Source organism: Plantactinospora sp. ZYX-F-223 (genome assembly GCF_039649625.1).
In the GTDB taxonomy this organism is placed as follows: Bacteria; Actinomycetota; Actinomycetes; order Mycobacteriales; family Micromonosporaceae; genus Plantactinospora.
In genome coordinates this window covers 1-21182 of record NZ_JBDJAV010000076.1, presented here as the reverse complement: position 1 = coordinate 21182, position 21182 = coordinate 1, and the positions used below count along the sequence as shown (strand labels likewise).

Sequence of the window (21182 nt, the reverse complement as noted above, 5' to 3'; positions counted from 1 at the left end):
GTCATCGCAGGAGGTGCTGACGTATGGGGGTCCGCACCTGGATCGAGGGGTGGCCGGTCTACCGCCAGCTCACCGGCACCGACCCGCTCGGCCGGGGTGCCGCCGCGAAGTCCGCCCGCTCCGCCGAGCTGACGCCGCGGACCGACACCGCCGACTCGGTCGCCCGGTCCATCTGCCCGTACTGCGCCGTCGGTTGCGGCCAGCGGGTCTACGTCGCAGGCGGCCGGGTCAGCCAGATCGAGGGAGACCCGGACAGCCCGATCTCCCGCGGGCGGCTCTGCCCCAAGGGCGCCGCCAGCCTGGGCCTGGTCACCAGCGACCTGCGGCAGCAGCGGGTGCTCTACCGCCGCCCGTACGGGACCGAGTGGGAAGAGCTGGACCTGCCGACCGCGATGGACATGATCGCCGACCGGGTGCTCGCCGCCCGGGACGCCACCTGGGAGGACGTCGACGACCGGGGCCGGCCGCTGCACCGCACCCTCGGCATCGCCAGCCTGGGCGGGGCAACGCTGGACAACGAGGAGAACTACCTCATCAAGAAGCTGTTCACCGCGATGGGGGCAATCCAGATCGAGAACCAGGCCCGGATTTGACACTCCGCCACGGTCCCCGGTCTGGGGATCAGCTTCGGTCGCGGCGGCGCGACGGAATTCCAGCAGGACCTGATCAACAGTGACTGCGTGATCATCCAGGGCTCGAACATGGCCGAGGCGCACCCGGTCGGCTTCCAGTGGGTGATGGAGGCGAAGAAGCGGGGCGCCAAGGTGATCCACGTCGATCCCCGGTTCACCCGGACCAGCGCGCTCGCCGACACCTACGTCCCGATCCGGGCCGGCACCGACATCGCGTTCCTCGGCGGCATCGTGCGGTACATCCTGGACAACGAGCTGGACTTCCGGGAGTACGTCGTCGCGTACACCAACGCGGCCACCATCGTCAGCGAGGACTTCCAGGACACCGAGGAGCTGGACGGGCTCTTCTCCGGCTACGACCCGGACCGGACCAGCTACGACCAGACGAGCTGGCAGTACGCCGGACACGAGGGGGACGGGGCGAAGGACACCGCCACCGAGCGGAACAGCGCGGCCGGGCTGCGGCACGAGTCGCACGGACCGCCGGTCGCCCGCGAGGCGGAGCGGGACGAGACGCTCCAGCACCCGCGCTGCGTCTACCAGATCCTCCGGCGGCACTACGCCCGCTACACCCCGGAGATGGTCGAGCGGGTCTGCGGGGTACCCCGGGAGAAGTTCGAGGAGGTTGCCCGGGCCTGGGTGGCGAACTCGAACCGGGACCGCACCACCATGCTGGTCTACTCGGTCGGCTGGACCCAGCACACCGTCGGGGTGCAGTACATCCGGACCGGGGCGATCATCCAACTCCTGCTCGGCAACATCGGCCGGCCCGGCGGCGGGGTGCTGGCGCTGCGCGGGCACGCCAGCATCCAGGGCTCGACCGACATCCCGACGCTGTTCAACCTGCTGCCCGGCTATCTGCCGATGCCGAACCACGCCCAGCATCCGACCTTCGACAAGTGGTGCGACAGCATCCGGCACCCGGGCCAGAAGGGCTTCTGGGGCAACGCCCGGGCGTACGCGGCGAACCTGCTCAAGGCGTACTGGGGAGCGGCGGCCACCCCGGAGAACGACTTCTGCTACGACTACCTGCCGCGGATGAGCGGCGACCACGGCACGTACCAGACCGTGTTCAACATGATCGACGGCAAGGTCAAGGGCTACTTCCTGCTCGGGCAGAACCCGGCGGTCGGCTCGGCGCACGGCCGCGCCCAGCGCCTCGGCATGGCCAACCTGGACTGGCTGGTGGTCCGCGACCTCTTCATGATCGAGAGCGCGACGTTCTGGAAGGACAGCCGGGAGGTGGAGACCGGCGAGATCGCCCCGGAGCGGTGCCGTACCGAGGTGTTCTTCCTGCCCGCCGCCTCGCACGTGGAGAAGCCCGGCAGCTTCACCCAGACGCAGCGGCTGTTGCAGTGGCGGGAGAAGGCCGTCGAGGCACCCGGCGACTGCCGCTCGGAACTCTGGTTCTTCTACCACCTCGGCCGGATCATCCGGAGCAAGCTCGCCGGCTCCACCCGGCCCCGCGACCGGGCCCTGCTCGACCTGGCCTGGGACTATCCGACCGAGGGCCCGCACGCCGAGCCGGATGCCGAGGCGGTGCTGCGGGAGATCAACGGTTACGAGGTGGCCACCCGCCGCCCGCTGAGCTCCTTCGTGGAGATGAAGGACGACGGTTCGACCCTCGGCGGCTGCTGGATCTACACCGGGGTCTTCGCCGACGGGGTCAACCAGGCGGCCCGGCGTAGGCCGGGCGGGGAGCAGAACTGGGTCGCCGCCGAGTGGGGCTGGGCCTGGCCGCTCAACCGGCGGATCCTCTACAACCGGGCCTCCGCCGACCCCGAGGGGCGGCCGTGGAGCGAGCGCAAGCGGTACGTCTGGTGGGACGCGGAGCGGGGCGAGTGGACCGGGTACGACGTACCGGACTTCGAGAAGACCAAGCCGCCGTCGTACCGGCCGGACCCGGACGCGACCGGGGTGGCCGCGCTGGCCGGCGATGACCCGTTCATCATGCAGGGCGACGGGAAGGGCTGGCTGTACGCGCCGGCCGGAATACTGGACGGGCCGCTGCCGACCCACTACGAACCGGTCGAGTCCCCGGTACGCAACCCGCTCTACGGCCAGCAGGCCAACCCGATCCGCAAGACGTACGAGCGGCCGGAGAACCCGACCAACCCGAGCCCACCCGACCCGGGCACGGACGTCTTCCCGTACGTCTTCACGGTCAGCCGGCTCACCGAGCACCACACCGCGGGCGGGATGAGCCGCAACGTCCGGCACCTGGCCGAACTGCAACCGGAGATGTTCGTCGAGGTCGGGCCGGAGCTGGCCGTCGAGCGCGGCCTGACCCACCTGGGCTGGGCGCACCTGGTCAGCAGCCGAGGGGTGATCGAGGCGCGGGTGATGGTGACCGACCGGCTGACCCCGCTGCGGATCGAGGGCCGGATCATCCACCAGGTGTGGCTGCCGTACCACTTCGGCAACGCCGGGCTGGTCCGGGGCGAGCCGGCCAACGACCTGTTCGGGGTCACCCTCGACCCGAACGTGCTGATCCAGGAGAGCAAGGTCGGCACCTGCGACATCCGGGCCGGGCGGCGCCCGACCGGACCGGGGCTGCTCGACTACCTCGCCGATTACCGGCGGCGGGCCGGCCTCGACGGGCACCACCCGCCGATCGTGACCGCCGGCCGGGGCGTCCCACCGGGCGACGGACCCGTGCCGGGGGATCCGGCGTCGACCGGGCCCGGGGGCGGCGGCGACCCGGGATCGGCGGGGACTCGGGCAGGCGGCGGCGACCCGGAACGGGAGGGATGAGCATGGTCGAGATGCGGCGCCCGGACGCGCCGGTCAACCCCGCCGAGCAGGCCGGTCACCTCGACCCCCCACCCCGGATGGGATTCTTCACCGACACCAGCGTCTGCATCGGCTGCAAGGCCTGCGAGGTGGCCTGCAAGGAGTGGAACCTCGTACCGGAGAGCGGGCTCGACCTGCTCGGCATGTCGTACGACAACACCGGGGCGCTGACCGCCAACTCGTGGCGGCACGTCGCCTTCGTCGAGCAGCCCCGGCCGGCCGGCTGGCAGTCGTCACCGCCGCTGGCCGGTACCCCGGGCGGGCCGCCGATCACCCCGGCCACCGCCGAGGCGGCCGCCGGTACCACCACCGACCAGGGGAGCAGGCCCGGGGTGCCGCCGGCCCCGGAACCCGGCCCGGCCGGGCGGATGGCGGACGGAACCCAGTTCCTCGGCATGCCCGGCACCGACCTGCCCGGCCGGGAGCAGGACCGGGACGGGCGTACCGACCTGCGCTGGCTGATGATGTCGGACGTCTGCAAGCACTGCACCCACGCCGCCTGCCTGGACGTCTGCCCGACCGGCTCGCTGTTCCGCACCGAGTTCGGCACGGTGGTGGTGCAGCAGGACATCTGCAACGGCTGCGGCTACTGCATCCCGGCCTGCCCGTACGGGGTCATCGACCAGCGCAAGGACGACGGCCGGGCGTGGAAGTGCACGCTCTGCTACGACCGGATCGGGGCCGGGCGCACGCCGGCCTGCGCCCAGGCCTGCCCCACGGAGTCGATCCAGTACGGCGAGCTCGACGAGCTGCGCGAGCGGGCCCGGGCCCGGGTCGAGCGGCTGCACGCCGACGGCGTCCCCGAGGCGCGGCTCTACGGGCACGACCCGGACGACGGTGTGGGCGGGGACGGCGCGTTCTTCCTGCTGCTCGACGAGCCCGAGGTGTACGGCCTGCCGCCGGATCCCGTGGTGACCACCCGGGACCTGCCCCGGATGTGGCGCCGGGCCGGGCTGGCCGCGCTGACCATGACGGCCGGCGTGGTGGCGGCGTTCGTCGGGCGGCCGTCATGATCCGGCGGACCGGCGGGCCCGCTGTGGAAGGTGGGACGGCATGACCGGACCGGGCCCCGACAGCGGCGGCGGGCCGCTGGGCGAGCACCGTCGGGAGGCCGGGGCGAGCCTCGACCAGCCGGACGGCGCGGAGCTGCGGCGCCGGTCCGGGCGGTGGGGTGGGCCGGGAGTCGTCGCCGGGCAACCGGTGGTCGTCCCGCCGGCCGAGTTCAGCTCGTACTACGGGCGGCCGGTGGTGAAGGCGCCGGTGTGGCGCAAGGACATCGCGGCGTACCTCTTCACCGGCGGGCTGGCCGCCGGATCGGCGCTGCTGGCCGCCGGTGCGGACCTGACCGGTCGGGCGGCGCTGCGCCGGGCCGGCCGGCTCGTCTCGCTCGGCGCGGTCGGCGCGAGCGCGTACTTCCTGGTCAACGATCTCGGCCGGCCGGCCCGGTTTCACCACATGCTGCGGGTCGCCAAGCCGACCTCGCCGATGTCGATGGGTACCTGGATTCTGGCCGCGTTCGGGCCGGCGGCGGGACTTGCCGCGGTGAGCGAGATCGCCCCGGTGCTGTCCCGGCGCGGCGGGCTGGGACTGGCCCGCCGGCTGCTGCCCCCGGCCGGCCGGGTCGCCGGACTGGCCGCCGCGGCGGTGGCGCCGGGGCTGGCCACGTACACCGGGGTGCTGCTCGCCGACACCGCGATGCCGGCCTGGCACGACGCGTACCCGGACCTGCCGTTCCTGTTCGGCGGCAGCGCGCTGGTGGCCGGCGCGGGCGCCGGGCTGGTCGCCGCGCCGACCGCGCAGAGCGGCCCGGCGGCCCGGCTGGCGGTGGCCGGCGCGGTGGTCGAGACGCTCGCCGAGCGCCGGATCGCCCGGATGGGGCTGACCGGCGAGCCGTACCGGACCGGCCGGCCGGCCCGGCTGATCCGGGGCGGGCAGTTGCTGCTGGCCGCTGGTACCGCCGGCGCGCTGCTGGCCCGGGGCAACCGGACCCTCTCGGTGTTCTCCGGCGCGGCCCTGCTCGCCTCCTCGCTGCTGACCCGGTTCGGGGTTTTCGAGGCCGGGGTGGCCTCCGCCCGGGACCCGAAGTACACGGTGTTGCCGCAGCGGGAGCGGCGGGCGAGACGGGGGGTCGGCGCCGGCCCGTAGCCACGAGCCGGTGCCGTCCATGAGCCGAGACGGGGGTCACGCTCATGGCAGGGACAGTCGAAAGCGTACGGGGACAGCGCAGCCCGACGGCGGGCCGGTGGGGCCTGGTGGTGGCCGCCGTGCTGGTGCAGCTCGCCCTCGGCGCCGTGTACGCCTGGAGCGTCTTCAACCAGCCGTTGCAGCAGGCGTTCGGCTGGAGCAAGGCCGAGGCGGTACTGCCGTTCGAGGTGGCGATCGGCACGATCTTCATCGGCAGCCTGCTCGGTGGCCGGGTGCAGGACCGGCGCGGTCCCCGGCCGGTCGCGCTCGGCGGCGGCGTGCTGTACGCGGTCGGCAACATCCTCGCCTCGCTGGTCTCCGACGCCGACCAGCTCTGGCTGCTGGTGCTGACCTACGGTGTGCTCGGCGGGATCGGGCTCGGCGCCGCGTACATCACCCCGATCGCGATGCTCACCAAGTGGTTTCCGGACCACCGGGGTCTGATCACCGGGATCGCGGTGGCCGGGTTCGGCTTCGGCGCCGTGATCACCGCCCCGGTGGCGAAGACGCTGCTGGGCAACACCACCGACAAGCCCAGCGTCTTCCTGCCGCTGGGCATCGCGTACCTGGTCGCGGTACTGCTCGGCGCCTCGTTCTTCCGGAATCCGCCGCCGGGCTACCAGGTGCCCGGGTACCGCCCGGTGACCACCGGCCGGGTGCCGGCCGGTACCCGGGTCTACACCCTCGCCGAGGCGCTGCGGACCCCGCAGTGGTACCTGCTCACCGCGATCCTGGCGCTCAACGTGACCTGCGGCATCGCCTTCATCTCGCAGGCCGCCGACGCCGCGCAGGCGATCACCGGGGTGGGTTCGGCCACCGCCGCCACCCTGGTCGCCGTGCTCGGGCTCTTCAACGGCGCCGGGCGGCTCTGCTGGGCGTGGCTGTCGGACCAGACCGGCCGGATGGTCGCCTTCGGCGGGATGCTGGCGCTCCAGGCGGTGTGCTTCTTCATCCTGCCGCACGCGGCCGGCTTCGCCTTCTTCGCGGTGCTCGCCGCGTTGATCTACCTCGCCTACGGCGGTGGGTTCGGCACCATGCCGGCCACCGCGGCCGACTACTTCGGCACCCCGCACGCCGGTGCGGTCTACGGGGCGATGATCGTGGCCTGGAGCATCGGCGGGGTGGCCGGACCGCTGTTGACCGCGACGCTCTTCGAGGCCAGCGGCAACTCCTACACCCTGCCGTTCACGGTCCTCGCGGTGATCGCGGTGGTCGCCCTGGTGCTGCCGCCGATCACCCGGCTGCCGTCCCGAGCCGGCGCCGCCCGGCCGGACGACGAGGTCACCGGCCCGTGACCGGCGCTGTGATCCCGACGATCGGCCGGCGGCGTATCGGGGCGACCCCGTCGGCCGGCGGGGCGCCCCACCGGCGTGACCGGCCGCACGTTCCACCGGCCCGGGGTGGCGCGGTCCGGTGCTGCTGGACGTATGGTGAGCGGGCTCGGACGGCCGGACCGTGACCGGATTTCCCGCGACCGCCGGGCCGCCCCGGACGGGCAGGGCGGGGAACGGACGTCAGGTGCTCGCCCGGCACGGCTGGCGCTTCTCCGGACGCTTCGGTCGAACCTCGTGATCGTCTCCGGTTGCGGACGTTCGATGCCCGCAGTGACGTGGAGCGCCGGCCGATGAGCCGGGACCCTGTGAATTTGTCAAGACCAGGTCACGAAATCTTGCGAAACTTCCTCGCTTTCCAATAAGTTCCTCCAGGCAACAAAAGTATGTCAGCCGGTCTGACGACCTGCCCGGAGGCAACAATGATGTTGATGACGCGGCGCGGCGACCAGCCGCTGGACGCGCGCGGTTCCCTCTGGCGCCCCGACGACGGGCGGCCGGCCCCGGCTGCCCCCCGCCGGCCCGCCGTACCGGCCCGGACCGGGGGGCGTCGGCGATGAGCGACGCTCCCGTGCTGCTGGAGATGCGCGCGATCACCAAGGAGTTTCCGGGGGTCAAGGCGCTCTCCGACGTCAACCTGGTGGTCCGGCGCGGCGAGATCCACGCGATCGCGGGCGAGAACGGCGCCGGCAAGTCGACCCTGATGAAGGTGCTCAGCGGGGTGTACCCGTACGGCAGCTACTCCGGTGAGATCATCTATCGGAGCGAGGAGAGCCGGTTCTCCGACATCCGGGCCAGCGAGCAGGCCGGCATCGTGATCATCCACCAGGAGCTCGCCCTGGTGCCCGGGATGTCGATCACCGAGAACATCTTCCTCGGCAACGAGCCCCGGCGCGGCGGTGCGATCGACTGGAAGAGCGCGAACCGGCAGGCCCTGGAGCTGATGGCCCGGGTCGGGCTGCGGGAGGACCCGGACACGCTGATCAAGGACATCGGCGTGGGCAAGCAGCAGCTCGTCGAGATCGCGAAGGCGTTCGCCAAGGACGTCAAGCTGCTCATCCTGGACGAGCCGACCGCCGCACTGAACGAGTCCGACTCGCAGCACCTGCTGGACCTGCTGCGCGGCTTCAAGCAGCGCGGCATCACCTCGATCATCATCTCGCACAAGCTCAACGAGATCGCCGAGATCGCCGACTCGATCACCATCCTGCGGGACGGCAAGACCATCGAGACCCTGGACGTCAAGGCGGACGGGGTGGACGAGGACCGGATCGTCCGGGGCATGGTCGGCCGGGAGCTGCACAGCCGGTTCCCCGACCACACCCCGAAGATCGGCGAGGTCTTCTTCGAGGTACGGGACTGGACGGTCCGGCACCCCATCTCGGCCGACCGAATGGTGGCCAAGGGCTCCAGCTTCACCGTCCGGCGGGGCGAGATCGTCGGGTTCGCCGGGCTGATGGGCGCCGGCCGTACCGAGCTGGCGATGAGCGTCTTCGGCCGCTCGTACGGGGTCTACCAGGGCGGCCAGATCTTCAAGGACGGGCAGGAGATCGTGCTGAAGTCGGTGGCCGACGCCATCAAGCACGGCTTGGCGTACGTCAGCGAGGACCGCAAGTCGCTCGGCCTGAACCTGCTCGACGACATCAAGACCTCGGTGGTCTCCGCCAAGCTCTCGAAGATCACCGATCACGGCGTGGTCGACCCGGTACGCGAGTACCAGGCGGCCGAGGGCTACCGCAAGAGCCTGCGGGTCAAGGCTCCGAACGTCGACGAGGGCGTCACCAAGCTCTCCGGCGGCAACCAGCAGAAGGTGGTGCTGGCCAAGTGGATGTTCACCGACCCGGACCTGCTCATCCTCGATGAGCCGACCCGGGGCATCGACGTCGGCGCCAAGTACGAGATCTACGGCATCATCCAGCAGCTCGCCGACCAGGGGAAGGGCGTCATCGTCATCTCCTCGGAGCTGCCGGAGCTGATCGGCCTCTGCGACCGCATCTACACGGTCTTCGAGGGCACCATCACCGGCAACATCGAACGGCGGGACGCCGATCCGGAACTCCTCATGAAGCAGATGACCTCAGCGAAGAAGGCGCAGATCCGGTGAGTCGCATAAAGGAACTCCAGAAGTCCCTGTTCGCGGGGACGACATCCAACGCCCGGCAGTTCGGGATGATCTTCACGTTGGTGGCGATCGTCCTGCTGTTCCAGATCCTGACCAACGGGCTGACGCTGAACTCGAGCAACCTGATCTCGCTGGTCAGCCAGTACTCGTACATCCTGATCCTGGCCATCGGGATGCTGATGGTGATCGTCGCCGGCCACATCGACCTGTCGGTCGGCTCGATCGCCGCCTTCGTCGGCATCGTGGTGGCCCGGGCCATGCAGGACTGGTCGCTGCCCTGGCCGGTGGCGATCCTGTTCGGCCTGCTGGTCGGCGCCGCGATCGGCGTCTGGCAGGGCTTCTGGGTGGCCTACATCGGGGTACCGGCGTTCATCGTCACGCTGGCCGGGATGATGCTCTTCCGGGGCGGCAACCAGTTCATCGGCAGCGCCGACACCATCCCGGTGCCGGAGGGCTTCAAGGTGATCGGCGCCGGCTTCCTGCCGGAGGTCGGCCCGAACACCGGCTACAACAACCTCACGCTGCTGCTCGGGTTGCTCGTCGCGGTCGCCGTGGTGGTCCGGGAGTGGAAGGTCCGGCGTACCCGGCGGGAGATGGACGCCGACGTGGCACCGATGTGGATCTCGATGATCCGGGTCGCCGTGCCGGTCGCGGTGATCCTGTACGCGGCCTTCCTGTTCGCCGGCGGCCGGGTCGGGACCAGCTTCCCGGTCTCCGGCATCATCCTCGGCGTCCTGGTGGTGTTCTACTCCTTCGTCACCCGGAACACCGCCGGTGGCCGGCACATCTACGCGGTCGGCGGCAACGCCCGGGCCGCGGAGCTCTCCGGCGTCAAGCTCAAGCGGGTCAACTTCCTGGTCATGATGAACATGTCGATCCTGGCCGCGCTGGCCGGCATGATCTTCGTCGCCCGGTCGGCCGCCTCCGGGCCGCAGGACGGCATCGGCTGGGAGCTGGACGCCATCGCCGCGGTCTTCATCGGCGGCGCCGCCGTCTCCGGCGGCCTCGGCACCATCAGCGGGTCGATCGTCGGTGGCCTGGTGATGGCGGTGCTCAACAACGGTCTCCAGCTGATGGGTGTCGGCTCGGACCGGGTACAGATCATCAAGGGTCTGGTTCTGCTGCTGGCCGTCGCCTTCGACGTCTACAACAAGAACCGCGGGCGGTTCTCGATCATCGGATCGGTGACCCGCCCCTTCCGCCGGGAGACACCCACCGGGCCGGCGCCCACGCCCAGCGTCGAGACGGGTCAGGAGCCCGCCAAGACTCCGGTGGCCGGCTGACGGTCACCGCCGGTGGGGCGGAAAACCTCCGCCCCACCCCCACCACCTTGTAAAGAAGGGCAACCTGCAATGCGTAGATTCCTAGCCAGGGGTGTCGCCGCCGGCGCCATCGCCCTGCTGGCCCTCACGGCCTGCTCCGAGCGGTCGGGTGACGGCGGCGGCGACGAGGCCGGGGCCGAGAAGGGCTTCGCCGCCAACTCGCTGATCGGGGTGGCGCTGCCGGCCAAGACCTCCGAGAACTGGGTGCTCGCCGGTGACCTGTTCACCAACGGGCTCAAGGAGGCCGGCTTCTCCTCCGACGTGCAGTACGCCGGCGCCACCAGCACGGTCGCCGACCAGCAGGCGCAGATCTCGGCGATGGTCACCAAGGGTGCCAAGGTGATCGTCATCGGCGCGACCGACGCCGCGCAGCTCACCACCCAGGTCGAGCAGGCCAAGCAGAACGGTGCCACCGTCATCGCCTACGACCGGCTGATCAAGAACACCAAGGACGTCGACTACTACGTCGCGTACGACAACTTCAAGGTCGGCCAGCTCCAGGGCCAGGCGCTGCTGGAGGGCATGAAGGCGAAGAAGCCGAACGGTCCGTACAACATCGAGCTCTTCTCCGGCTCGCCGGACGACAACAACTCGGGCGTCTTCTTCGACGGTGCCATGGACGTGCTGAAGAAGGAGATCGACGCCGGCAACGTGGTGGTCGGCTCGGGCCAGAAGGACATCAAGCAGACCGCCACCGACGGCTGGAAGGCCGAGAACGCGCAGCGGCGGATGGACTCGCTGCTCACCTCGACCTACAGCAGCAAGACGCTGGACGGCGTCCTCTCCCCGAACGACACCCTGGCCCGGGCGATCCTGACCTCGGTCAAGGGCGCCGGCAAGCCGCTGCCGGTGGTCACCGGGCAGGACTCCGAGGTGGAGTCGGTCAAGTCGATCGTGGCCGGCGAGCAGTACTCGACCATCAACAAGGACACCCGGAACCTGGTCAAGGAGACCATCGAGATGGTCAAGGCTCTGCAGGCCGGTAACGACCCGAAGACCAACGACACCGAGTCCTACAACAACGGCGTCAAGGTGGTCCCGGCCAACCTGCTGGAGCCGCTGATCGTCACCAAGAAGAACGTGGTCGAGGCGTACGCCAACGACCCGAAGCTGGCCCCGCTCACCGCTGGCGCCAAGTAAGCAGCAGTAGCAGCGGGTTGCACCGTCCGGGTCCCCGGGATCGTCGATCCCGGGGACCCGTCCCGTCTTCTCCGCCTGTCACCACCGTTCTCCGCCCGCGACGATCAGGGTCCGCCCGTCGTCCCGGGCCGGCAGCAGCTCGCCGATCACCGGATGGCCGGGCAGCTCACCGGCGACCAGCAGGCCACCGGAGGTCTGCGCGTCGGCCAGCAGCAGCACCTCGTCCTCGGCGACCCCGGCCGCCTCGAGGTGCGGGCGCACCCAGGCCAGGTTCCGCCGGGTGCCGCCGCTGACGAAACCGTCGGCCAGCGCCGCCCGGGCGCCGTCCAGATACGGTACGGCCGACGCGTCCACCCGGGCGGTCAACCCGGAGGCCCGGGCCAGCTTGTGCAGGTGACCGAGGAGCCCGAAGCCGGTCACGTCGGTACCACAGCGGATCCCGGCCGCCACCGCCGCCGCCGAGGCTGCCCGGTTCAGCTCGGTCATCGCCGCCACCGCCTGCGGAAACACCTCGCCGGTCTGCTTGTGCCGGGAGTTGAGCACCCCGACGCCGAGCGGCTTGGTCAGGGTCAGCGGCAGTCCGGCCCGGCCGGCGTCGTTGCGGATCAGTCGCTCCGGGTCGGCGATCCCGGTGACCGCCATCCCGTACTTCGGCTCGGGGTCGTCCACGCTGTGCCCGCCGGCGACGTGGCAGCCCGCCTCCCGGGCGACGTCCAGCCCGCCGCGCAGTACCTCGGCGGCCAGCGTCAGCGGCAGCACCTCCCGGGGCCAGGCCAGCAGGTTCACCGCGACCACCGGGGTGCCGCCCATCGCGTAGACGTCGGAGAGGGCGTTGGCGGCGGCGATCCGGCCCCAGTCGTACGGGTCGTCGACCACCGGGGTGAAGAAGTCGGCGGTCGCCACCACCGCGGTACCCGACTCCAGTCGGACCACCGCCGCGTCGTCGCCGTCGTCGAGCCCGACCAGTAGCTCGCCCGGCCCGGCCGGGACGGCGGTGCCGACCAGGCCGGCCACCACCTCCTCCAGCTCGCCGGGCGGGATCTTGCAGGCGCAGCCGCCGCCGTGCGCGTACTGGGTGAGCCGGTGGCGTTCGGTAGTGGTCACCCGACCACTGTCGCACCTTCCGGGGGAGGGATCGCAGCCGTCGCGCGTCGTGCCGGTGCGCGGGCTACGGAAACTGTTCCAGTTGAGAGACGCAGACTCTTAAACTCCTAACAGAATGATGTTGGGCGTATCCGGTGGAGGTGAGGGTCGTTCTGTCTGGATGTGAGGAGGGGTGAGCAGCCGCCGTGGATCGTCTCGGACGAGTTGTGGGCCGAGATCGAACCGTTGCTGCCGGCCCGACCACCCCGACGGACCCGGTTCCCCGGCCGGAAACCCTTGGACGACCGCAAGGTGCTGTGCGGGATCCTGTTCGTCCTCTACACCGCGATCCCCTGGGAGTTCCTGCCGAAGGAGTTGGGGTTCGGGTCGGGGATGACCTGCTGGCGCAGGTTGCGGGACTGGAACGACGCCGGCGTGTGGCAACGACTGCACGACGTGCTCCTGGCCAAACTCAGAGCCGCCGGCCAACTCGACATGTCCCGGGCGGTGATCGACGGCTCCCACATACGGGCGCTCAAAGGCGGCCCAAACCGGACCGAACCCGGTCGACCGCCGCAAACCAGGCTCGAAACACCACGTCATCACCGACGCCGGCGGCATCCCCCTCGCCGCGCGCCTGACCGGCGGCAACCGCCACGACGTCACCCAACTGATCCCCCTGGTCGAGGCGATCCCACCGGTGAAGGGCATCCGCGGCCGGCCCCGGAAACGACCCGACACGCTGTACGCCGACCGTGGCTACGACTTCGACACCTACCCGGGTTCCGCAGCTTGTAGTTAAACGATCATCGGAATCTGGGCGCGGAGCAGCGAAGATGGATGCGCATCGCCGAAGGGTCGTGTGTCTAGGCCCTGCCGCCGGAGTCTGATCTTGGCTAGCGGGGGTCGAACGCGGTGACCCGGGCTGGCGGTTGGACGGAAAGCGCCTGGTAGATGGCCTTGTGCTCGGGCCGCAGTGGCGTGGTCTGCACGACAGTGCCGGCGGGTCCGGCGAGGGTGACCTGACTGATTCGTCCGAGTTGCCGGTTGATGTTTCGCCATGTTTGGCCGGTGGTCCGTTCGGCGACGCGGACGAGCAGCAGCGCGAGCCAGCAGATGAGGACGTGAGCACGGATGCGGTGTTCGAGGCGGTGGAACACCGGCCGCAGCAGCAGCTGTGACTTCAGGTCCCGGAAGCCACGTTCGGCTTCGAGGAGGTTCTTGTAGCCCAGGGCGGTGTCCTCGGCGGTGATGGCGGGGTCGGAGGTGGCGATGAGGTACTTGCCGTCGAGTCGTTCCTCGGCTTTGACCTTGGCCTTGTTGACCTTCAGCCGTCCGTTGGGCTGCTGGACGAGCCACCGGCCCAGGCTGGGGTGGTCGCGCAGCGCGCACTCGGCGCGAACGTGGGCGGCTTCGTTGCGCTGGCGGGTCCTGTCGCCAGGCGGGCGTTTGGCGTCGCGTTCGCGCTGGTCACGGATGCGTGCGAGTTCGGCTTCGATGCGGGCGATCGCGTCGTCGCGTTGCTGCTTGTCGCGTTGTGCCTGGTGGGGGTTGTGGCAGATGACGAACCGCACGTCGGTGCCGTCGATGCGTACTTCCTTGACGCGCAGGTTGTCCTTGACCTGCTGATAGCGGCCTTGGCGGGCCAGGACCTGCTCGACGAGGGGGTTGCCGTCGCGCATGCGCATCCCGGCGATGTAGTGCCCGCCGGCGCGGCGCAGGTAGGCCAGGTTGTCCGCGGAGGAGAACCCGCGGTCGACCACCGTGATGACCCGGCCGAGTTTCCAGTCACGCATGTCGTCGCGGACCTCGGCGAGGACCTGCTGATCGTTGCTGCTACCGGGCCAGCACCAGTACCGGACCGGGATGCCTTCCTTGGTCACTGCCAGGCCGATGACGATCTGCGGCAGGTCACCTCGGTGGTCCTTTGAGTGCCCGAACCTGCGCAACGCGTCGTCGCCCTCGTCTTCGGTGTCGCGTTCGAAGTAGGTGCTGGTGGTGTCGAAGAACAGCAGGTCGACCTCGAGGTTGAGCAGGTTGGCCACGGCGAAGAACACCGCCTCCTGCACCTGGCCCTGCGTGTCCGCGTCGACGAGCAGGTCCATCGCCCGGTAGGCGTGGTCGTCGTCCATCGAAGCCAGACCCGGGATGACCGTGTCCTCACCGACCCACTCGGCGGCCGACAGCTTGCTCATCGGCGCCACCGCCCGGTTGGCGACCAGCGCGAACAGCACCCGTTCCATGTTCGTGGTGAACCTGCGCGCCTCCGCCGCCGCGCGCACGGCCGCGGCGACGTCGAGGCGCCGCCACAGGCCGTCGAGTAGCCAGGTCGACCCGATCGAGCGGGCGTCGACGACTTCGAGGGGTCCCGCCCCGGCAGCCAGGCCGGCCTCCACACCCGCGCCGTCGCCGTCGCCACCGAAGTGCTTGTTGATCGACGAGGCGAGCCGGCGCAGTCCTTCGACGTCGACCTGGTTGACGCGGCCGAGGTTCATCAGCACATCAGGCTTGATCTTGCCGTCCACGCGTCGGTTGTGCGCCAGGGCGACGTAGCGCACCACGCTGCCGTCGGCGTTCGTCCGCGACGTGAACCGCAGATACAGGACTACGAAGAAACCACATCACCACTGGCAGCACAAGATGTGAATCTCCGGTCGTGTTACTACACTTTCGGGCCCGCGGGCGCGATCCGAGAGGTCTGCGAGCCCGTGACCAGCAACGACCCCGATCCGATCAAGCTCGTGTTCCTACGAGCTGCGGAACTCGGGAGAAGGCCCGTGCGGCCCTGTCCCATTCTGTCTTCACCGGCATCTCCCGCAACCACCTGGACCGCCTCGTTACCGAACTGACCGAACCGTTTCACGCCGCGAGAGAAGGGCGCCTGCACCGCCGACGCGGCGACCGGGACCGCCACCGCTGGCCCGGCGCCGGACACCCCGAAACCCTGACCCTGCGCGACCGGCTGCTGCTCACCCTCGCCTGGCTACGCCTGGCCCTACCCCACCAGGCCCTGGCCCTGCTCTACGGCGTGGACCGATCCACCGTGTCGGCCGCGATCCGCCAGATCCGGCCACTGCTGGCCAACCGAGGCTTCGCCACCCCATCCGGGCAACGCCTCCACACCCTGGCCGACGTGCTGGCCTACGCCGCAGCCGAAGGGCTCACCGTCCGCCTGGACGGCACCGAGATCCAGGTCCGCCGCCCCAAAGCCAACCGACCCGGCCGGCGGGCGTTCGTATCCGGCAAGAAGAAGCAGAACACCATCAAAGCCACCGTCGCCTCCGACGCCCACGGCCGGCCGATCTGGGCAGGCGCCATTCGCCCCGGCCGCCAGCATGACCAAACCGCCGTGCGTACCGAAGGCATCGACGACCTCCTCGACGCCTACCCCGACGTGCAATTCCTGGTCGACGCCGGCTACCGCGGGCTGGCCAAAGACCACCCAGACCAAGTCATCGCCCCACCACTGAAACCGAAGAAAGACGCCCCGCCCGACGAGATCGCCGCCTACGAAGCAGCCCGCAGAGCCCAATCTTCGCAACGCATCCCCGCCGAACACGCCATTGCCGAGATCAAATGGTGGCGCACCCTGCAACGCTTCACCGGCCACCGCGACGCCCTACCCGAAACCATCCGCGCCATCACCGGCCTGGTCAGCGACCGCGCCGCCGCCCGATGAACCCACCGCAACACCCACCTGAATTGACCCCAGGTCGTAAGTGGCCACCGACCCACGACGGCCCGCTCGCCCTAGTGGCCCGCGTTGGTGGCGGAGACGCCCGCGTACGCGAGGTACATGATCATGCCCGCCTCAGCGTGCGCGAAGTTGTGGCAGTGGTCCATCCAGATGCCCGGCAGGCCACCCTCGAAGTCGGCACCGCCGTGGTCGTGGCGTCCTCGCCCCGGCTCCCGAGCTGGTCGAGGTCGTGCTGGAGCGCCACGACTGGGCCCTGGCCGAGAGCTGACCGCGTCGGGTAATCAGGCTGTCTTGACCGCGCCACCGTCGATCAGGTAGTCGGCCCCGGCGATGCTGCCAGCGAGCGGCGAGGCCAGGTAGACAACCAGTGTGGCTACCTCGGCGGGCTCGACGAACCGGCCCGTCGTCATGCCAGCCTGTCCCGGCAGCGCCCGGAGCAGCTCCTCGTGCGGCACCCCCAGCGTCCTGGCCAGCTCCGCGCCGTATCCCTGTGCTCCCTCCCACATCGAGGTCCGCGACGGGCCGGGCGAGACCGTGTTGACTCGCACGCCCCGCGGCCCGAACTCCTCGTTCAGCGCCTTCCCGAATGCCGTCAGCGCCGCCTTCGCGGTCGTATAGGTGACCGGCCCGGCGCCCGGCTGTCGGGCGCCGTTGGAGGAGATGTTCACGATCGCGCCGCCCCGCTCGACCAGGCTGGGCAGCGCAGCCCGGGTGACGCGTACCGCGCTGAGGAAGTTCAGCTTGTAGGTCTCCAGCCACTGCTCGTCGTCGAAGCAGAGGAACCCGCCGGTCTGCCCCTCTCCCTCGCCGCCACCAACGTTGTTGACCAGTACGTCGACGCCGCCCAGTTCGGCCATCGCCCGCTCGGCCAGCGCGGTGGCACCCGCGGCGGTGGCCAGGTCAGCGGTCACGACGAGTGCGCCCGTCTCCTTCAGCTCGGCGGTGAGCGTGCGCGCTCCGGCGACCACCCGCACACCCTCGCTCGTCAACGCCCGCACGATCGTCAGTCCGATCCCCCGGCTGGCGCCGGTCACCACTGCGGTCTTGCCGGTAAGTCCTAGATCCATGGCAGAACCTTCCGTTCATTCGCAACATCCTCGACGCGCCGACACTACAACTCGCAACATCGATGTTGCACGTTCCCCTTAAGTGAGGACGTTGATGTAACCTGGCGAGGTGAGCAAGATGCGCTCGGACACGGAGCGAACCGTGGGGACGATCCTGGAGGCGGCCGAACGCGTCCTCAGTCGGAACCCGGCGGCGAGCATGGAGCAGATCGCCGAGGCCGCCGGGGTCGCCCGTACGACCGTGCACCGCCGCTTCGCCTCACGCGACGCGCTCGTCGACGCGATGGGCGCCTGGGCCACACGGCGGTTCGCCGAGGCCGTCGAGTCGGCCTACACAACCACGGCTCCGGCCCTGGTCACGCTTCACCAGGTGACCGCGAACGTACTCCGCGTCAAGATCGACTGGGGATACGCGATGAGTCGGACCGCTTCGGTCGATCCCGAGGTCGCGCGTGTTCACGCCGAGGTCCGAGACCGGTGCGACGAGATGTTTCGCAGGGCACGCGACTCCGGCCTGCTCCGCGCGAACGCTGATCTCAACTGGGTGCGCCGCGTCTACTATGCGCTCATTCACGAGGCGGTGACGGGACCGGACGAAGGCCACGATGCCGACGCCCTGGCCACCCGCCTCGTCGACACCCTGCTACACGGTTTCAACGAGCGCTAATTGCCCATCACGCAGCCTTGACCGGATAACTGGTCCAGCTTCGGATGGGTTAACTGGCGGCGAAGCTGGTCTTGGGGCGGGCGCGTTTGTTGCGCCATCGGACATAGCCGGCGATGGCGGCGTTCTGCTCGGCGTGGCTGCGACGCCTACCCCGACGTGAAGATCCTGGGTCGACTCCGGCTACCGCGGCCTGGCCAAAGACCACCCCGACCAGGTCATCGCCCCGCCACCCAAACCGAAGAAAGGCACCCAGCGCACGAGGTAGCCGCCTACGAAACAGCACGCAAAGCCCAATCCGCGCAACGCATCCCCGCCGAACACGCCATCGCCGAACTCAAATGGTGGCGCACCCTGCAACGCCTCACCGGCCGCCGCGACCTGCTACCCGAAATCATCCGCGCCATCACCAGCCTGGCCAGCGACCGCGCCGCCGCCCGATGAACCCAACCCCAACACCCACCACAATTGATCCCCAGGTCGTTATCACTCAGGCGAGGTATTGCGTTCAACTACCCTTGGTAACCGCATTGTGGACGGATACGCGCGGATCAAGCAGATGCGGATGTCATGCAGATCCCTCCGGTGACCGTGTCGGCGGGTGTCCGGATTGTTTCGAACGCTAGTGGTCAAACTCGTTTTCGATCGCAGTGACGGTGTACTTGAGAGGAGCTGTGGATCCGAGGCTCGGGAGCTGCGCTCAGACGACGCACTCGCTTCGATGGGGTCCGTCGCTGCCTGCCTACGACAACTCGATAGTGTTCTTCGCCTCGCTGGAGACAGAGCTGCATCGGGTACCCACTGACCCGGCGGTTCGAGTCGCAACGCGACGCCACGTTCGCTGTCTTCGAGCACATCGAGGTCTTCATAGCCGGCAGGGCCGAGATTCCGCCATCGACGGCGCCTCGCCGGTTACCCTCGATGCCCGTCACGCTGAGAAGGTCGGTCTGGCAGCCTGATCGTCAGAAACGCTGTGTCCACCGAAGTGGGTCGGCACCAGCTACCTTTCGCCGTTGGCCTGATCACGGTGTTGTTCGGCCGAAGCGGCGGCCAGAAAGTCCAAGAGTTCACGGTAGAGGATCGAGTGGGTGCTGGCGCCGGCGAGCATGGCGACGTGCCCGGCGGGGCATTCCACCACTCGGGGCGGGCGGCGCAGGCGATCGCTGAGCGCGTAGCTGGCTGGCGCCGGCACGATGTGGTCACGCGCGGCGACCGCGAGCATGACGGGCACGTTGAGGCTTTCGAGGCGTGCTGGCCGGCCGTACACGGTCCAGCGGCCGTCGCGGAGGGCGTTGCTGCGGGCGTAGTCGACGAGGTCGAACAGTAACGCGCCGGGGATGGGTGTCTGCTCCCAGACCCAGCGGGCCAGCGGGCCGGCCGTGGCTCGCCAGGTCGGATCCCGTCGGCTCCGCCAGGTGACGAGCGCCGTGCGTAGCGCGATGGGGCGGAGCCAGTGGAAGCTCTCCCGGATGAGCGGGGCGGGCACCAGGCCGTGCCCGTCGAGGGCGAGAACGGGTGGCAGGCGCGGTGAGCGGAGCAACCCGCCCAGGCGGCCCGCGACTGCCGTGTCGATGGATGGGGCAATCGCAGTGAGGGACGCCAACCCGGCGTCGCCGAGTGCCGCGTGCGTGGCCAGAGTCAGCGTGCCGCCCAGGCAGTAGCCGACCAGATGCAGCTCCGGCTGACCGCTGTGCTGACGGACCGCCTGCTCGGCCAGCATCAAGGTGGCGACGTAAGCGTCGAACCCGCAGCCTGCCTCGGCAGGTCCCGGGACACCCCAGTCGAGCAGGTACACGTCATGACCCGCGTTGAGAAGCGCGGCGACCAGGCTGCGGCCCGGCGCCAGGTCAAGCACCCAGGAGCGGGTAACCAGCGAAGGCACGACGAGGACGGGTGGGCCAGGTGTATGGCGTTCGCTCGGGTAGCGCCGGAGCACTGCCGGACCGGACCGCCATAACACCGAGGAGGGAGTCGCCGGCACACTCGCCCGGGGTAGCCCAGCGGCAATTTCGACGACGTGGGGCCAGGCGGCCACCGTTGCCAGCAGGCGCGCACAACCCGCTCGAAACCACCGACCTGCGCGCACGATCCGGTTGGCTCGCAGCAGACTCCGGTCTGTGGAGGTGATATGCCGCCAATAGATCCGTGACCAGGCGGCCAGCGTCGTCGCGACGACCATCGCCGCGACGATAATGCCGAACCAGCCAGTCATGGCTTGGCCTGGGTAGTGGCGGTGCCGTCGAGCATCGCCACCACGCCATGGCCACCCACGCCAGTTGCGACGGCCATGCCCGCGGCGCGAAGCCGCTCGGCGACCAGTGCCGATGTACGCCGCTCATCCCGGGCAGGCTCAGGATGCATATGGATGTCGCGGCGCGAACCGATCAGCTCAGCGTCTATCTCGGCCGTGGGCACAGCGAACAAGTTCATGCGACTACCGCCCCCCACTCACGAGATCATCGCTAACGCTAATCGCTGTACCGATCTTCCTCAACAGGACGCTTGCGCCACGCGACTCCTTCGAAGCCGCCCCCGCCCCACACACGCCAGATGCCCGGTAGCGAATCCTCAAAAGGACACCCTCCGACAGCCGCTTATCTAGCAGAAGCGGAAGCCGAGCCGCCCGTCGTTGGATCGACGCTCGTTACGCAAAGTCACCAACCGGAACGTCGGGTGGTCCCATGGGCGTCAAGGTAGCCAATCAGTGGGAGGCCGGCTGACCCCGATGCAGCTTTGTACGTCAAGCCGTACCTGTCTCTGCACCGGAGCCAGTACGCCGACACCCGGCAGTCTCGGAATCCGACAACGACTCACCACGCGCCTGCACACCCCCACACACACACTTCGCTACTGCGGCGCGGTGCGGCCTAGTACTGCAACGGCAGTGTCAGGGGTAGCCGTGTCGTCGGTAGTGGCAGAGTCTGGCCTGGTACTGGCGTCGTCGGCGCCATCGGGACCAGGCCCAGACCTGTTCTGCTGGGCGGGGTCGTCGCACGGTGAGTGCGGTGAGCAGTCGTCGGATCTCCGGTACGGTGTAGCCGATCATCATGGGCTCGCCGGGACCGGTTCCCCTTTTACGGCAAGGGATCGGGCCACCACCAGCCAGGCGTAGGCGTGGGTCTGACCCGGTTTGACGGACATCCCAGC

14 protein-coding genes and 1 pseudogene are annotated in these 21182 nt (G+C 69.7%); 10 read left to right on the top strand and 5 right to left on the bottom strand.

All coding sequences use genetic code 11. From position 1 onward, the window contains the following. The first annotated feature begins 23 nt into the window (after window positions 1–23). The 7 genes from fdh (at window position 24) to AAH979_RS39950 (ending at window position 11524) form a co-directional block, all read left to right on the top strand. A complete protein-coding gene (gene fdh / locus AAH979_RS39980) occupies window positions 24–3386 on the top strand; it encodes a formate dehydrogenase (RefSeq protein WP_346263323.1) in 3363 nt (1120 codons plus the stop codon). Between the two features lie 2 nt (window positions 3387–3388). Continuing rightward, a complete protein-coding gene (locus tag AAH979_RS39975; protein ID WP_346263332.1) occupies window positions 3389–4438 on the top strand; it encodes a 4Fe-4S dicluster domain-containing protein in 1050 nt (349 codons plus the stop codon). A gap of 40 nt (window positions 4439–4478) precedes the next feature. After that, entirely contained in the window at window positions 4479–5570 is a 1092-nt protein-coding gene (gene nrfD, locus AAH979_RS39970) for an NrfD/PsrC family molybdoenzyme membrane anchor subunit (protein ID WP_346263322.1), read from the top strand. Between the two features lie 44 nt (window positions 5571–5614). Further along, a complete protein-coding gene (locus AAH979_RS39965) occupies window positions 5615–6904 on the top strand; it encodes an OFA family MFS transporter (protein WP_346263321.1) in 1290 nt (429 codons plus the stop codon). A gap of 592 nt (window positions 6905–7496) precedes the next feature. Further along, the gene (gene mmsA, locus AAH979_RS39960; RefSeq protein WP_346263320.1) at window positions 7497–9044 is read left to right on the top strand and encodes a multiple monosaccharide ABC transporter ATP-binding protein; all 1548 of its coding nucleotides are present in this window, start codon (window positions 7497–7499) and stop codon (window positions 9042–9044) included. Next, a complete protein-coding gene (gene mmsB, locus AAH979_RS39955) occupies window positions 9041–10345 on the top strand; it encodes a multiple monosaccharide ABC transporter permease (RefSeq protein WP_346263319.1) in 1305 nt (434 codons plus the stop codon). The genes mmsA and mmsB overlap by 4 nt, the downstream gene beginning before the upstream one ends. 69 nt (window positions 10346–10414) lie before the next feature. Further along, on the top strand, window positions 10415–11524 hold the full coding sequence (locus tag AAH979_RS39950; RefSeq protein WP_346263318.1) for a sugar-binding protein: 1110 nt from the start codon (window positions 10415–10417) through the stop codon (window positions 11522–11524). A gap of 78 nt (window positions 11525–11602) precedes the next feature. Here AAH979_RS39950 and selD read toward each other — a convergent pair whose 3' ends face one another. After that, window positions 11603–12628: a selenide, water dikinase SelD gene (selD, locus tag AAH979_RS39945; RefSeq protein WP_346263317.1), complete on the bottom strand. Its 1026-nt coding sequence runs from the start codon at window positions 12626–12628 to the stop codon at window positions 11603–11605. A 189-nt stretch (window positions 12629–12817) separates the two neighbouring features. On the opposite strand from selD, the pseudogene AAH979_RS39940 reads away from it, so the two are divergent. Beyond that, a pseudogene (locus AAH979_RS39940) lies at window positions 12818–13385 on the top strand (IS5 family transposase); the annotation flags it as partial. 118 nt (window positions 13386–13503) lie between these two features. On the opposite strand, the gene AAH979_RS39935 reads toward AAH979_RS39940, so the two are convergent. After that, window positions 13504–15132: an IS1634 family transposase gene (locus AAH979_RS39935; protein ID WP_346263316.1), complete on the bottom strand. Its 1629-nt coding sequence runs from the start codon at window positions 15130–15132 to the stop codon at window positions 13504–13506. A 131-nt stretch (window positions 15133–15263) separates the two neighbouring features. On the opposite strand from AAH979_RS39935, the gene AAH979_RS39930 reads away from it, so the two are divergent. After that, window positions 15264–16286 (top strand): transposase family protein, encoded by a 1023-nt coding sequence (locus AAH979_RS39930; RefSeq protein ID WP_346263315.1) that lies wholly within the window; start codon window positions 15264–15266, stop codon window positions 16284–16286. A 299-nt stretch (window positions 16287–16585) separates the two neighbouring features. Here the strand turns inward: AAH979_RS39930 and AAH979_RS39925 are convergent, their stop codons facing one another. After that, window positions 16586–17371: an SDR family oxidoreductase gene (locus tag AAH979_RS39925; RefSeq protein WP_346263314.1), complete on the bottom strand. Its 786-nt coding sequence runs from the start codon at window positions 17369–17371 to the stop codon at window positions 16586–16588. 118 nt (window positions 17372–17489) lie between these two features. On the opposite strand from AAH979_RS39925, the gene AAH979_RS39920 reads away from it, so the two are divergent. Beyond that, a complete protein-coding gene (locus AAH979_RS39920) occupies window positions 17490–18038 on the top strand; it encodes a helix-turn-helix domain-containing protein (protein WP_346263331.1) in 549 nt (182 codons plus the stop codon). A gap of 997 nt (window positions 18039–19035) precedes the next feature. Here the strand turns inward: AAH979_RS39920 and AAH979_RS39915 are convergent. Both AAH979_RS39915 and AAH979_RS39910 read right to left on the bottom strand, forming a co-directional pair. Then, window positions 19036–20247: an alpha/beta fold hydrolase gene (locus AAH979_RS39915; protein WP_346263313.1), complete on the bottom strand. Its 1212-nt coding sequence runs from the start codon at window positions 20245–20247 to the stop codon at window positions 19036–19038. Continuing rightward, entirely contained in the window at window positions 20244–20465 is a 222-nt protein-coding gene (locus AAH979_RS39910) for a hypothetical protein (protein WP_346263312.1), read from the bottom strand. Before AAH979_RS39910 ends, AAH979_RS39915 begins: the two co-directional genes overlap by 4 nt. Window positions 20466–21182 lie beyond the last annotated feature (717 nt).

Excerpts from the sequence above, each read along its gene's own strand:
- AAH979_RS39915 (WP_346263313.1), bottom strand. The coding sequence starts at position 20,247 with ATGACTGGCTGGTTCGGCATTATCGTCGCGGCGATGGTCGTCGCGACG.
- AAH979_RS39920 (WP_346263331.1), top strand. The coding sequence starts at position 17,490 with ATGCGCTCGGACACGGAGCGAACCGTGGGGACGATCCTGGAGGCGGCC.
- AAH979_RS39910 (WP_346263312.1), bottom strand. The coding sequence starts at position 20,465 with ATGAACTTGTTCGCTGTGCCCACGGCCGAGATAGACGCTGAGCTGATC.
- nrfD (WP_346263322.1), top strand. The coding sequence starts at position 4,479 with ATGACCGGACCGGGCCCCGACAGCGGCGGCGGGCCGCTGGGCGAGCAC.
- mmsA (WP_346263320.1), top strand. The coding sequence starts at position 7,497 with ATGAGCGACGCTCCCGTGCTGCTGGAGATGCGCGCGATCACCAAGGAG.
- AAH979_RS39925 (WP_346263314.1), bottom strand. The coding sequence starts at position 17,371 with ATGGATCTAGGACTTACCGGCAAGACCGCAGTGGTGACCGGCGCCAGC.
- AAH979_RS39975 (WP_346263332.1), top strand. The coding sequence starts at position 3,389 with ATGGTCGAGATGCGGCGCCCGGACGCGCCGGTCAACCCCGCCGAGCAG.
- AAH979_RS39965 (WP_346263321.1), top strand. The coding sequence starts at position 5,615 with ATGGCAGGGACAGTCGAAAGCGTACGGGGACAGCGCAGCCCGACGGCG.
- AAH979_RS39950 (WP_346263318.1), top strand. The coding sequence starts at position 10,415 with ATGCGTAGATTCCTAGCCAGGGGTGTCGCCGCCGGCGCCATCGCCCTG.